This window comes from Neobacillus sp. NRS-1170, from assembly GCF_050468025.1.
On record NZ_JBITPF010000048.1, the window covers coordinates 1 to 12,242 of the forward strand.

The window sequence follows — 12,242 nt, forward strand, 5'->3', positions numbered from 1 at the left end:
AAATAGTCTGGTAATAATGGCGAGAAGGTCACACCCGTTCCCATACCGAACACGGAAGTTAAGCTTCTCAGCGCCGATGGTAGTTGGGGCACGCGCCCCTGTGAGAGTAGGACGTTGCCAGGCTGTTTACTTTATTTTATGCCGGTTTAGCTCAATTGGTAGAGCACGACCGAATAAGCTTCCTGAATAGACATCAGCATACCAACCGAGCTGCTACTTGAATATGCACTCTAAGGTTGGGATGACGATAACTAGCCAGCGTGCTCGATATTAATATTCTTTTTAAATTATGCCGGTTTAGCTCAATTGGTAGAGCAACTGACTTGTAATCAGTAGGTTGGGGGTTCAAGTCCTCTAGCCGGCACCATTTATGCGGGTGTGGCGGAATTGGCAGACGCACCAGACTTAGGATCTGGCGCCGCAAGGCGTGGGGGTTCGACTCCCTTCACCCGCACCAATGTTTTTTGCGAAAGCAAAATAACTAATCATAATGCGGAAGTAGTTCAGTGGTAGAACACCACCTTGCCAAGGTGGGGGTCGCGGGTTCGAATCCCGTCTTCCGCTCCATTTTTGCCGGGGTGGCGGAACTGGCAGACGCACAGGACTTAAAATCCTGCGGTAGGTGACTACCGTACCGGTTCGATTCCGGTCCTCGGCACCAAGTTTTTTTACGAAGTAAATTAAACAAATTATTTTACGTTAGTAAAATAACTTTCATTATTCGGGAAGTAGCTCAGCTTGGTAGAGCACTTGGTTTGGGACCAAGGGGTCGCAGGTTCGAATCCTGTCTTCCCGACCAGTCGAAGTTTTACAAAATTCATGGGGCTTTAGCTCAGCTGGGAGAGCGCCTGCTTTGCACGCAGGAGGTCAGCGGTTCGATCCCGCTAAGCTCCACCAATTTCAATAATATATTTGGCGGTGTAGCTCAGCTGGCTAGAGCGTACGGTTCATACCCGTAAGGTCGGGGGTTCGATCCCCTCCGCCGCTACCAAATAGTTTTTTATTACGGAGGAATACCCAAGTCCGGCTGAAGGGATCGGTCTTGAAAACCGACAGGCGGGTTAAACCGCGCGGGGGTTCGAATCCCTCTTCCTCCGCCATATTTATTTATCCTTTTTGGAGGGGTAGCGAAGTGGCTAAACGCGGCGGACTGTAAATCCGCTCCCTCGGGGTTCGGCGGTTCGAATCCGTCCCCCTCCACCATTTAGGGGCATAGTTTAAAGGTAGAACTAAGGTCTCCAAAACCTTCAGTGTGGGTTCGATTCCTACTGCCCCTGTTATTTTTATTATTATCACTTTGCCGATGTGGCGGAATTGGCAGACGCGCACGACTCAAAATCGTGTTCCGTGAGGAGTGTCGGTTCGACCCCGACCATCGGTATCAAAAATAAGGTGAGAATCCTTATAAATCAAGACTTTCAACAGTTCATGTTGGAGGTCTTTTTTTATTCCTCTAACACGATTGAAATAAGCCAAAATCGTATGCGTTAAATCAGATGCATTGGGAGGAATTTTGATGGCAAGAAAGAGGTCATTAACAGAAGATGAATTGAAATTAATCAGGACAAGACCATCAGATATTGAAGCTTTTAAAAAGCATGAGGAGATCCAACATGATTACAGGTGAAATTAAGAATAAAATAGATAAAATTTGGACTGATATATGGGCAGGAGAAAGTTGAGCTAATCGGTTTTGCAAGAGTAATAACAGACTATGTCTATAAAGAATAAATACTATTTTACAATACCCGTTACTCCAAGAAGTGAAGCACTTTGAATTATATTGCCGACCGGAAATGGTCCCATTTTATCAAAAGTGGGGATTTTAGAAAAGTTGGGTGATCTTAATTTTATGAGATTATTAAATAGATAAAATGAAAGAAAAGGGGGATCTATTATGGATAGCCTTCCATGCTCAGGATGCAAAGGGCTATGCTGCGGTCCCGTACCAGTAACTGCAAAGGAATTAAAGAAAATCAAAACGAAGATTAAATCCATTCCGCCTCGTTTCCGATTAGAGCTTCAAAATCAGAAAAGATTTTATGGAACTTGTATTTTCTACGACTTAGATAAAGATAGATGCGGGATTCATTCAGCAAGGCCTGATACCTGTCGGAAATTTGGCTATTATAAAAATTTAGTTTGTTTCCAAAATCCGGCAGCAGCAACAAATGATCCGGAACCCCAGGCTGAAGAGTTTGTTGGAATGCTAAGTGTTGATTTTACTTGGAAAGATTTTAGTAAGTAAAAAAAAGTGCAGCCCTCAATTGCAAAAAATAAGTAATCGTAATGTGAACTTATTCTTTTGGAAAGAAAAACGAGAAATCACCTTCCATCAAGGTGGTTTTTTGTCCTTTCTAAGGGCACCTTTTCTTGTCATTTCATAAACGTTTGTCCGTTTCCCAAATCATTATTTTTCATATACTTTCAAAAGAGTATTTTTTAGGAGTTGAGGTGTTTAATGAGTAAGAATGTGCTTGTGATTGCAGCTCATCCTGACGATGAAATTCTTGGCAGCGCCGGAACCATAATGAAACTGGTTAATAACGGATATAAGGTCATTTCCGTCATTGCCGCCAAAGGACGAAAGGAAGAGGAGCATCACATCAATCAGTTCATATTAAAGGCAAATAAACAAATAAGGGTGGAAGAGGTAATTTTTTTGGAGCTCCCAAATCTATTATTGGAAACCATTCCGCTTAAAGAAATCAATAAATCGATTGAAGCATTATTGAGCAAGTATGACCCATCGATTATTTTCACTCATCATTATGGCGACATAAATCGTGACCATCAAATTTTGTTTCAAGCCGTGTTGACGGCAGCCAGGCCCCTGCCTGGAAAAAAACCGATTGAAATAATCTGTTTTGAAACCGTGTCTTCGAGTGAATGGAGCCAGCATACGACTGACAAAGATTTTAAGCCCAATTACTTTGTAGATGTAACAGACACAATCGACGATAAAATCAAGGCGCTGCAGCATTATGATGTTGAAATGAGGCCTTTTCCTCATCCACGTTCCTATGAAGGCATCAAATATTTAGCTCGTGTAAGGGGAATGACCGTCGGTGTTGAATATGCAGAAGCGTTCGAAATCATTAGGAGGGTTTGGAAATGATGGATATGCAAATTGATGATTTGAGTTCACTCCCATCCCAGTTTTCTTATCTGCTAACAGCCATGGATCAATATTATGGCTTACCTGTTTGGAAAAATGAAAAAACAAGGATATACAAAGGAAACGCACCTAAGCGTCTAAAATACAACAAAAAGCTTCGAATTTTAATCACGACCTTTTGGGATTATCCCGCTGTTGGCGGACTGCAAAAATATATTGCAGCACTTAAAGCGGGATTGGAAAAATTGGGGCACCACGTAGACGTCTTTGCACCAAACCATTTTCCTAAAAAAGTTAAGAGAAAATTGCACTCCAAAATTTCCAAGTATTTTACCCAGTATCTTCTCGATCGATATGGCTCCGTCAATAAAAATATTTTAAATAATTTATGCAATCTTTCACTTTATAAGATAATGATGGAGGCTTTGGATTTACATCAATATGATCTCATTCATGCCCAGGATCGGTTTACATGTAATGTCACGGGAATAGTGAATAAATCCTATGAAATTCCGCTTCTTTTTACCCCGCATGGATTCATGACCCACAACAAACTAAAATTTAAATTACTTAAAAAAGGTTCAATTGAAGAAGCATATTATTCAACCATTGATAAACAAGCGGTTAAAAATGCAAACCATGTAATTAACCTCTGTGAAGCCTTTCGGCCGCTGCTTAAAAAATTAGGTGCTGATGACAACAGGATGACAACGGTTTACACAGGAATCGATTTTAAGGCAGAAAGTGATCAAAATGGACATGAAAAGACGATTATAACCTGTGTCTCCCGCCTCCGTCCGCGGAAAGGACATAAGTATTTATTCGACGCACTAGCTCTCATCAAAGATGAATTGAAAAATGTAGAGGTAAGGATTGTCGGGGATGGAGAGATGCGAGAGATTCTTGAGAAGCAGGTAAAAAAGCTGAACCTTAAAAATGTCTTCTTTTTAGGAAGGCGAAATGACATTCCACAATTGTTAAGCCAATCTGATATTTTTGTCCTGCCAACCACAAGCGACACGCTGCCTATCTCGATTATTGAGGCAATGCTTGCTGGGCAAGCCATACTAACAACAAATATCGGGGGCATCCCGGAAATCATCCAAGAAAACCGTACAGGGCTTATAGCTCAGCCTGGCAGCACGGAGCAGCTTGCCGAAAAATTATTGCTGCTATTACGTAATAAATCTTTACGGATCAAACTAGCCAGCCAGGCTAAATCCTATGCAAATGAGCATCTGACCGTTGACAGCATGGTAAAGGAAATAGTGGAAATCTACCAATCTTTAAATTAGGAGTTGATCTAATGAGCCATGACACTCCTGTTGTTGTACTGGATTTGAGTGCAACGGGAATTGGAATTGTTCGAAGTTTAGCTAAAGAAGGCATCCAAGTAAATGCCTACGATACCAAGGGAAAATATGAAATTGGTAAAACACGTCATGCCAGTTGTGGTATATGTCCAAATCCTGTTGATGAGGAAAGTGCTTTACTCGAATTTTTAATTCAAACTGCTGGAAAATATCGAAAAAAAGCAGTCCTATTTGCCGGCTCGGATGACTATGTTTACTTTATTTCAAAAAACAGATACATCTTAGCAAATTATTATCAATTTTTATTACCTGAGCACGATCTTGTGAAAGCGGTTCTTGACAAACGCTTAACCTATGATCTTGCTGTCAATTCGAACGTTTCATGCCCAAAAACCTTCGCCATTCAAGATGAAAAGCATCTTGAGCAAATTATTAATCAAATTACTTTTCCGTGTATATTAAAGCCTGTTTTTTCTTCCCATTTTCGCACTCGAATTGACCACCGTTTGTATAAAAAAGCAATCGTCGTTGAGCAAGCGGCCCAGCTCAGGAATGAGTACCATTTTTATCGTCCTTTCGGTGAGCTCCTCATACAGGAAGACATTCCAGGTCATGAGAATTGCATTTATTCTGTTAAGACGTTTTTTGATGACAAAATGAACTTAATCGGTGTCTGGATGAATCAAAAATTGCACCAGTTTCCCCCTCGCTTCGGCTCCTCTGCACTCGCCTTAAGCATCCGAGATGAGGAAGTTATTCAAATGGCCTTATCATTTCTCCAAAAAATCCAATTTAAAGGTTTGGCGATTACGGAGTTTAAAAGGGACCCAAGAGACGGACAGTTAAAATTTATTGAAATTAATCCGAGAATAGGCTTAACTCAGGCATTATCCATAGCTTGCGGTGTGAATTTGGCCTACTTGTACTATTTATCACTTACAGGCCAGAACCCAAAGCCTGTAACGAGGCAAAAAGAGGGGATCAAGTGGGTGTATCTAGTCCGGGATTTTCTATCCTTCCGTCAAAAACGAAAAAATGGCGAGATGACATTTCCTGCATGGTTAAAAAGCCTTTCAGGCAAAAAGGTAGAGGCTTTATTTGCTTGGGATGATCCACTCCCGTTTATTCGGAGCTTTGTTTCTCACTTGCGAAACCTGTGGAGGAGAAGTTAGCTGATACAAAAGTAAAGGAGCATATTTTTCCAATGAACAGTAAAGATGAAATTATTAGCCAGTGGCCCCGTTTCGGCTGGGATAAAGAGTTATCAAAGGCACTGGGTAAACCCGTTAAACTGGCAAAAGATCAAATTGAAAACTTAAAAAATTCGCGGGAAAAAACTAGCATTTGGAAGCTCGTTATGACGGATGGCCGAGAGAGCATACCGATTGTTCTAAAAATATTCAAAAAACCGTTAAAAGATAAACATATATTGGAAATTGAAATGTACTCAAAGGCTTTTCATGTATTCAATGAAATTATGCCGAAGTTGTACTGGCTTGAAAATGTTAATAATAAAGAAATTTGGATGTTTACGGAATTTATACAACCTCTAAGGGGACAAATTAAACTGGCACCGCAGCATTTAGAGAGAATCATCCCTCTTGTGGCTGAATTTCATGCAAAAACTTTTGAAAAACGATTCCAGAAGCATTCACACCTCTTCGGCTCCTCTCTTCCTCATTTTGATTCAGATCAAAAGTCAAAAAAGAATGTGGAATTGATTGAAAAAACAAGGGAGTATCTTGATCTGGCAATGAAGGATAAAAATTTAAAAGAATTGGTCAAACCCAAGTATCGTGCTATCCAAAAAATTTTAAATAAGGGACCAGTTTTTTTTCCAGAAATATTTGAAACCGGACAATGTCTTATCCACGGCGATCTCCATGTCCACAATATTTGCATTAAAAACGGATGTGACTCGGAAGATTGGGACCTTCGATTAATCGATTGGGAGTCAATAAAATACGGACCATGCTGGTATGACTTGGTGGTTCTTGTTGAATTGTTAGTTGATTTCCGCTCGGATTGGCAAAAAAGAGAAGAAGAAATTCGAAATCGTTGCGTGCAAGTATATGTACAGGAAATGAAAAAACATGGAATAATCTTTCAAGAGGAGCCATTGAAGCTCTTAAAGAAGGCATATTTACAAAGGACTTTAGAAAAAAAACTGGCCAATCATTTACGAAGGTCGCTTGATGGCCAAAAGAGTGCATTATTAAAACGGTATTTAGAGAAGGTCGTCGTTTGGGGAAAAGAACTAGGTTTACTTTAAGTAGTGCAAAAATAAGCTAAAGGAGTGTATCCATGAAAGAGTATGAACGTACATGCATGGAAATTAGTAAAGTGAGTGGTGAAATCTGATGAAGGTACTAGTGACAGGGGGAGCAGGATTCATCGGATCTCATGTTACACAGTTATTAATCGAATTGGGATACGAAGTGTTGGTAGTGGATTATTTACAATCGGGTAATCGCGATACTGTACCTCTCCAAGCCCGTTTTTATAATGTGGATATTACCTCCTCGGAACTAGAACCGATCTTTGAAAAAGAGAAACCCGAGATTGTGATTCATCTTGCTGCTCAAGTAGATGTTACCCGGTCAATCGACAATCCTTTCGAAGATGCCAGCTCAAATATCCTCGGCACTATTCGATTACTTACCTGCTGCCATAAGTTCAACATAAAGAAATTAATTTTTTCATCCTCCTGTGCCGTTTACGGTGAACAGAATAACTGCAGTGTAAAGGAGAACTTCCGCCCTAAGCCCCTCTCCTTTTACGGTATTTCAAAATACACTTCAGAATTATACATTCAGACTTTTAACAACCTTTATCAAATTCCCTACACCATTCTTAGATATGCTAATGTTTATGGTCCCCGTCAAACTCCAAAAGGGGAAGGTGGAGTCATCTCGACATTTTTCAATAAGGTTCTTAAGGGTGAAGCGCCCTTTATATTTGGAGACGGAGAACAGACTAGAGATTTCATTTATGTAAAAGATGTTTCCTTAGCCAATGTCCTATCCATTGATTATGGAACAAATGAAACCTTTAATATCGGCAGTAATACAAAAACAAGCATAAATGAACTATATCAAATGATTTCAGAAATTTCTTCGTGTAATATTCCACCTATTTCAATGCCCGAACGAAATGGTGATATTCGAAATAGTTGTTTGGATAATACCAAAGCGGCAAATCTTTTAAACTGGAAGCCATCCATTGACATACAGACCGGATTAAGGGAAACCTTCAATTATTATAAAACCGCTTTGTAATTTGCAAAGCATACCATCAAATCACTGGGGAGGTGAATGTTTTTGAAAGAATTTAAGGAACTCGTTAATAAAAATAACGGGAGAATTTCCACAAAGGCTTTAAAGGGTTACAAAATGATAGGGAAGGGGAATGATGGTTCAGTCTATCAGGTTTCAACTGACAAATGCGTCAAAATTTTTGTGAATGAAAAAACGCAAAAAGAAGAATTATTTGCCTATCAGATGGGGAAATCCTCTTCAGTTATTCCAAAACTCTTTGAATATGGTACAAATTATATTGTGATTGAGTATGTCAACGGCACTTCCCTTAAAGAATTCCTAAAAAAAGAGAAAAAGATTTCTGAAGCACTCGTAATAAAAATATTATTCATGTTGGATGAATTTAAAAGAATCAGTTTTACGAGACGTGATACACAGATTCGTCATATTTTATTGAATGATCATGGGGAAATTAAAGTAATTGACCTAAAGAGGGCATTTAACAGGAAAACGGAAGTGCCTTCAAGATTATTAAAAGATTTAGGTAAACTAGGATTTTTGGAAACATTTTTGAAGCATGTGAAAAAGCTCCGCCCTTCCCTATACAAAAAATGGAAGGAATGAATCGGTAAGCTGATTAATGACCTTATACGCCATAGTCAAATAAATTCCAAGGCAAAAGAAATTTGAGAGTTTTTATAGTAGTTATTAGGTTGCAATTATTGAAATGTTCACAGGTTATTAATAAATTCATTCATTTGAATGATTTTCATCATAAACAAAGTTGTTGGAAGATGATAAATTATCGCTATATTTAAGCTTTCCACCGCGAAGGAGTATACTTATGAGTGAAATGATAAATAACCGTGAACAACAAAGCGAACAAAACACAGAACGTATTATCATATTAAAAGAAATATTTAAGGGTCTTCATAACGGAAGAAATGTAGAAGAAGTAAAAGCGCATTTTAATGCTTTATTTGGAAAAGTGACCCTTGATGAAATTTGCCAGCTTCCGCATGAATTTCTCACAGACGATGGAATTTCAATCGCAGACGTCCATCGATTATATGCAGCTCACACTGAAATTTTTAATTGGTCGGTCGAGGAGGCGGCGGTATAAATGGTGTTAGAAATGCCTTAATTGAAAATAATCGTCTGTGACTTCATGTCGATTTAAGGGGTTTCGCAGGGAAATACGTTGACTAAGATTTTATCATTATTTTCCTGATCCCAATAATATTATAAAAGAGCTCCCTTGAAATTATGAAGAGACCTAGTTAAATAAGACAAAGGAAAAAGCACCCCCTGAATCGTATTTAAATAATACGTGACTCAGGAGGTGTTTTCTTATGGGAAAGAAAAATGCTTACTCAGAAGAAGTTAAAATGGCCGTTATTAAGATGAAATTGAGTGGTGAGTATTCAAACCGTGAAATTATGGATAAATTCGGAATAACCAATGTTACTCAGGTTAAACGGTGGATGCAGTGGTATCGTGAAGGGCAACAATATCGTTTAGCACAAGGGATAGGTAAACAATACTCTTATGGGAAAGGTTCTGAAGGATTATCTGAAAATGAACAATTAAAGAGAGAAAATGAGCATTTAAAGGCACAAATAGAGATTTTAAAAAAGTACCAAGAAATCGAGAGGAGTTGGTTCCAGGAGCTGTAGTCGCCTTAGTTGAAAAATTAAAAGATAAATATTGTGTAACTTTACTATGTCATTGCTTAGATATACCTAGATCTACTTTCTATAGGTGGAGGAAATGGGGGCAAAAGGTTAAAACTGAACTCGAAAAACAAATTATTGAAATTTGTAAACGTTATAAATTTCTAATTGGCCATAGGACAGTCAGAGCCTGGCTATTACGCGATTATAAGACGAAGGTCAATCGTAATACAGTACAACGGATCATGCAAAAAAATAACCTGCAATGCCGGGTAAAGCCAAAACGTAATAATAATATATCTGGCGAAATGAAGGTAGTCGTACCTAACCATTTGAATAGGAATTTTAAAGCCTCTAGACCAAATGAAAAATGGGTAACTGATATTACTTACCTTCCGTTCGGACAATCTATGTTGTATCTAAGCACAATCATGGATTTATATAATAATGAGATTATCGCATATCAAATTAGTACCAACCAAGATGTTTCCTTAGTAATAAATACTTTAAAAGACGCTGTAGAAGGTCGTGAATTGAATGGCTTAATACTTCATAGCGATCAGGGATCTCAATATACGTCCCACTCATTTCAAAGAATAGCAAAAGAAAAAGGCATTACCACAAGCATGTCCCGGAAAGGCAATTGCTTGGATAATGCCGTGATTGAATCCTTCCACTCCACCATAAAGTTGGAAGAATTCTACTCTCAAGGAAGAGAGTTTCTTACAAATTCTATTGTAATCGAAAGAGTTGAAAAATTCATCAATCATTATAATCAAACACGACTTCAGGCAAAATTAAACTACCTGTCCCCTATTGAGTTTAGGGAACAGGCAGCATAAACGGTGCTTTTTCATTGTCTCAATTTAATAGGTCAGTTCAATTAAGATTGGGAGCTTTTTATTTATCATTAGTATTTTTAATAATCTCTGTCTACCGTTTTTGAAAAAAGAATAACGTATTCTTTCACCTCAACATAATTTTGCTCCAATATAAAAAATAAAATAAAAATTTTATTTTTTACATACAACGCATTTAACGTAGCTTTAATAATATAAACCACCATAAAGCCCTAAATTGTTTCAACTTAGAGCTTCGTAGGAACACTGTTATGACTGATATTATAGTTATAACGGTCATAAATAATAAATTAAATAAAAAGTTAAATAAAGTTTTCAATAAGTGTCGAGTTTATTTAATTTGGTTAATCAAAAATTAAATAAGAAATTAAATAAACCTCAATCACCCCAATCAATATCCTCTTCTCTGATTGGTTCGCCTTTGCAAAAGTACTCATTATGCATTATCAGAAGAAACCTCAATCGCTGCTCATTATCCATCGTTTTAACCATTTCAAACAATTGTTCAGCAGTCATTCAGAACATCTCCTTATTGCTTGAACTCTTCAAAGACAACCTCAGCATCATCGTATTCTATGTATGATGGAAAGCCATCGAACAAGACTTCGTATGCTTGACCTTCATTATTAGGATTGTTAACAGCTCGAACTACCTCAAACTCTTCTCCGATCATGTAATTATACCAAAACAAATCATTCTGACATTTAACGACTCTTATCTTCGAAATATTTCCTCCCCTGTAAATAACTTCTAATGTAGGTTTACCATCTGTTAGTTCGTTTTTTGGGCATAAAATCCAAATTTTATTTCAACTTTGGTTTACAAATGAGATAGAGCAGATAGAAGTATGAATGAGGTGATAAGAATGCTACCAAATAAAAAAGAACTTAAGCAGCATTTACTAGACAAAATGACCAACCAAGATATTGCAAACATTTATGGAACTACTTTTCAAAAAATTCAACAACTCACTAAGAAGTACAATCTCAATCAAAACGAACTTAGAAAGACTGACAAGTTTATAGTTTACGAGCATCGGCATGATGATGAAGTTGTATATGTCGGTAGTGGAGTTTGGTATCGATGCAGAAGGTATACAAACAGAAGAAATCAAGAACATAAAAAGTTAATGGAAGAGGGGAAGCTGCAATATTAAATTGTGGCTGAATTTGATAATGAGGATGATGCAAGGAAATATGAAGCCGAGCTTATCAAGAATTACAAGCAGATCCAACAGGCTAGGTTCAATAAACAAGTCATTAACGCTTGACTATTCAGATAATAAGCTGCATAATAGTGAATAATCGTATGCTACGATTTTACTTAAAACTTAATGAACTGTTGATATTATTGTACTGGTGGCTTGGAAGCGAAGAGTCTTGACTCAAAATCGTGTTCCGTGAGGAGTGTCGGTTCGACCCCGACCATCGGTATCAAAAATGTAAATGAATCAAGACTTTCAGCGTAATTGTTGAAAGTCTTTTTATTTTTTATAAAAGTGCCGCTTTTGGCCCTGATAAATAATACCGAGTGAAAAAACGAATTAGATCCGATACAAAAAGGGCATTTCCTTATTAGGAACTACTCTATTAACATAATATTTTGTTTAATATCAGGTATTAGCTGCGTTTTTGTTGTTTGATAAAGCTTTAACAGTCATAATTATATCGGTCTCAAGTTGTTCATTTTTTTGTTCAATTCTTTTTCCGATAAAGAATACATCAACAAAGTTCCAAATAAATAATGTTGCCCATCCAAATAATAGCATTAGTATCGCTCGTCCGATATCACCTGAATAAAAACGGTGTCCAGCAAAAGTACCTAAGAAGAACCAAAGAGCATAAGCAATTCCCTTTGATTTTTGTTTTTTGCTCATTTCACTATTAACCATTGCAAGTTGTTCTGCCGATAAATCATTTTTCATCAATAGGTTATTCAATTTATGCCAACTCCTATGAGTTAAATTTTAATCCATTGAATTTCTCACAAGAACAATCAGATCTGATATTACAGAATGCTAC

Annotated in this window: 12 protein-coding genes, 11 tRNA genes and 1 rRNA gene; 22 read left to right on the plus strand and 2 right to left on the minus strand. The window is 37.6% G+C overall.

Going from position 1 to position 12,242, the window contains the following annotated elements:
- Window positions 1-6 precede the first annotated feature (6 nt).
- The 21 genes from rrf (at window position 7) to ACIFOT_RS20250 (ending at window position 10,203) form a co-directional block, all read left to right on the plus strand.
- Window positions 7-123: ribosomal RNA gene (gene rrf / locus ACIFOT_RS20150) — 5S ribosomal RNA — on the plus strand.
- Window positions 124-291: 168 nt separating this feature from the next.
- Window positions 292-367 (plus strand) — tRNA-Thr (locus tag ACIFOT_RS20155).
- Window positions 368-372: 5 nt separating this feature from the next.
- A tRNA-Leu gene (locus ACIFOT_RS20160) sits at window positions 373-457 on the plus strand.
- 35 nt (window positions 458-492) lie between these two features.
- A tRNA-Gly gene (locus ACIFOT_RS20165) sits at window positions 493-567 on the plus strand.
- A gap of 5 nt (window positions 568-572) precedes the next feature.
- Window positions 573-661 (plus strand) — tRNA-Leu (locus tag ACIFOT_RS20170).
- A gap of 61 nt (window positions 662-722) precedes the next feature.
- A tRNA-Pro gene (locus ACIFOT_RS20175) sits at window positions 723-799 on the plus strand.
- A 22-nt stretch (window positions 800-821) separates the two neighbouring features.
- A tRNA-Ala gene (locus ACIFOT_RS20180) sits at window positions 822-897 on the plus strand.
- A gap of 17 nt (window positions 898-914) precedes the next feature.
- Window positions 915-991 (plus strand) — tRNA-Met (locus ACIFOT_RS20185).
- Between the two features lie 16 nt (window positions 992-1,007).
- Window positions 1,008-1,100: transfer RNA gene (locus ACIFOT_RS20190), tRNA-Ser, on the plus strand.
- A gap of 18 nt (window positions 1,101-1,118) precedes the next feature.
- Window positions 1,119-1,203, plus strand: a tRNA-Tyr gene (locus tag ACIFOT_RS20195).
- A gap of 3 nt (window positions 1,204-1,206) precedes the next feature.
- A tRNA-Trp gene (locus ACIFOT_RS20200) sits at window positions 1,207-1,277 on the plus strand.
- Window positions 1,278-1,299: 22 nt separating this feature from the next.
- A tRNA-Leu gene (locus ACIFOT_RS20205) sits at window positions 1,300-1,381 on the plus strand.
- A gap of 516 nt (window positions 1,382-1,897) precedes the next feature.
- Window positions 1,898-2,248: a YkgJ family cysteine cluster protein gene (locus tag ACIFOT_RS20210; RefSeq protein ID WP_430067118.1), complete on the plus strand. Its 351-nt coding sequence runs from the start codon at window positions 1,898-1,900 to the stop codon at window positions 2,246-2,248.
- Window positions 2,249-2,461: 213 nt separating this feature from the next.
- A complete protein-coding gene (locus tag ACIFOT_RS20215; protein ID WP_430067119.1) occupies window positions 2,462-3,118 on the plus strand; it encodes a PIG-L deacetylase family protein in 657 nt (218 codons plus the stop codon).
- The gene (locus ACIFOT_RS20220) at window positions 3,115-4,413 is read left to right on the plus strand and encodes a glycosyltransferase family 4 protein (RefSeq protein WP_430067120.1); all 1,299 of its coding nucleotides are present in this window, start codon (window positions 3,115-3,117) and stop codon (window positions 4,411-4,413) included. The genes ACIFOT_RS20215 and ACIFOT_RS20220 overlap by 4 nt, the downstream gene beginning before the upstream one ends.
- Window positions 4,414-4,424: 11 nt before the next feature.
- Window positions 4,425-5,603 carry an ATP-grasp domain-containing protein gene (locus ACIFOT_RS20225; RefSeq protein WP_430067121.1) on the plus strand — a complete coding sequence of 393 codons (1,179 nt, stop codon included), beginning with the start codon at window positions 4,425-4,427 and terminating at the stop codon, window positions 5,601-5,603.
- Window positions 5,604-5,635: 32 nt separating this feature from the next.
- Window positions 5,636-6,703 (plus strand): phosphotransferase, encoded by a 1,068-nt coding sequence (locus ACIFOT_RS20230; RefSeq protein ID WP_430067122.1) that lies wholly within the window; start codon window positions 5,636-5,638, stop codon window positions 6,701-6,703.
- Window positions 6,704-6,791: 88 nt separating this feature from the next.
- Window positions 6,792-7,709 carry an NAD-dependent epimerase/dehydratase family protein gene (locus ACIFOT_RS20235; RefSeq protein WP_430067123.1) on the plus strand — a complete coding sequence of 306 codons (918 nt, stop codon included), beginning with the start codon at window positions 6,792-6,794 and terminating at the stop codon, window positions 7,707-7,709.
- Between the two features lie 42 nt (window positions 7,710-7,751).
- Complete coding sequence (locus ACIFOT_RS20240) at window positions 7,752-8,312, plus strand: lipopolysaccharide kinase InaA family protein (RefSeq protein WP_430067124.1); 561 nt, start codon at window positions 7,752-7,754, stop codon at window positions 8,310-8,312.
- 220 nt (window positions 8,313-8,532) lie between these two features.
- On the plus strand, window positions 8,533-8,811 hold the full coding sequence (locus tag ACIFOT_RS20245; RefSeq protein ID WP_430067125.1) for a DUF438 domain-containing protein: 279 nt from the start codon (window positions 8,533-8,535) through the stop codon (window positions 8,809-8,811).
- Window positions 8,812-9,040: 229 nt separating this feature from the next.
- A protein-coding gene (locus ACIFOT_RS20250) for an IS3 family transposase (RefSeq protein ID WP_430067126.1) occupies window positions 9,041-10,203 on the plus strand; the annotation gives its coding sequence in 2 pieces (ribosomal slippage) (window positions 9,041-9,320 and window positions 9,320-10,203; 1,164 coding nt in all).
- A gap of 396 nt (window positions 10,204-10,599) precedes the next feature.
- Here ACIFOT_RS20250 and ACIFOT_RS20255 read toward each other — a convergent pair.
- Window positions 10,600-10,737, minus strand: coding sequence for a hypothetical protein (locus tag ACIFOT_RS20255; protein WP_430067127.1), 138 nt, complete (start codon window positions 10,735-10,737; stop codon window positions 10,600-10,602).
- 349 nt (window positions 10,738-11,086) lie between these two features.
- Here ACIFOT_RS20255 and ACIFOT_RS20260 point away from each other — a divergent pair, with 349 nt between their 5' ends.
- On the plus strand, window positions 11,087-11,377 hold the full coding sequence (locus tag ACIFOT_RS20260) for a hypothetical protein (protein WP_430067128.1): 291 nt from the start codon (window positions 11,087-11,089) through the stop codon (window positions 11,375-11,377).
- A 456-nt stretch (window positions 11,378-11,833) separates the two neighbouring features.
- Here the strand turns inward: ACIFOT_RS20260 and ACIFOT_RS20265 are convergent, their stop codons facing one another.
- Entirely contained in the window at window positions 11,834-12,160 is a 327-nt protein-coding gene (locus tag ACIFOT_RS20265; RefSeq protein WP_430067129.1) for a TM2 domain-containing protein, read from the minus strand.
- Window positions 12,161-12,242 lie beyond the last annotated feature (82 nt).

Coding starts and splice junctions, on each gene's coding strand:
- ACIFOT_RS20210 (WP_430067118.1), top strand. CDS start 1,898: ATGGATAGCCTTCCATGCTCAGGATGCAAAGGGCTATGCTGCGGTCCC.
- ACIFOT_RS20215 (WP_430067119.1), top strand. CDS start 2,462: ATGAGTAAGAATGTGCTTGTGATTGCAGCTCATCCTGACGATGAAATT.
- ACIFOT_RS20220 (WP_430067120.1), top strand. CDS start 3,115: ATGATGGATATGCAAATTGATGATTTGAGTTCACTCCCATCCCAGTTT.
- ACIFOT_RS20225 (WP_430067121.1), top strand. CDS start 4,425: ATGAGCCATGACACTCCTGTTGTTGTACTGGATTTGAGTGCAACGGGA.
- ACIFOT_RS20230 (WP_430067122.1), top strand. CDS start 5,636: ATGAACAGTAAAGATGAAATTATTAGCCAGTGGCCCCGTTTCGGCTGG.
- ACIFOT_RS20235 (WP_430067123.1), top strand. CDS start 6,792: ATGAAGGTACTAGTGACAGGGGGAGCAGGATTCATCGGATCTCATGTT.
- ACIFOT_RS20245 (WP_430067125.1), top strand. CDS start 8,533: ATGAGTGAAATGATAAATAACCGTGAACAACAAAGCGAACAAAACACA.
- ACIFOT_RS20255 (WP_430067127.1), bottom strand. CDS start 10,737: ATGACTGCTGAACAATTGTTTGAAATGGTTAAAACGATGGATAATGAG.
- ACIFOT_RS20260 (WP_430067128.1), top strand. CDS start 11,087: ATGCTACCAAATAAAAAAGAACTTAAGCAGCATTTACTAGACAAAATG.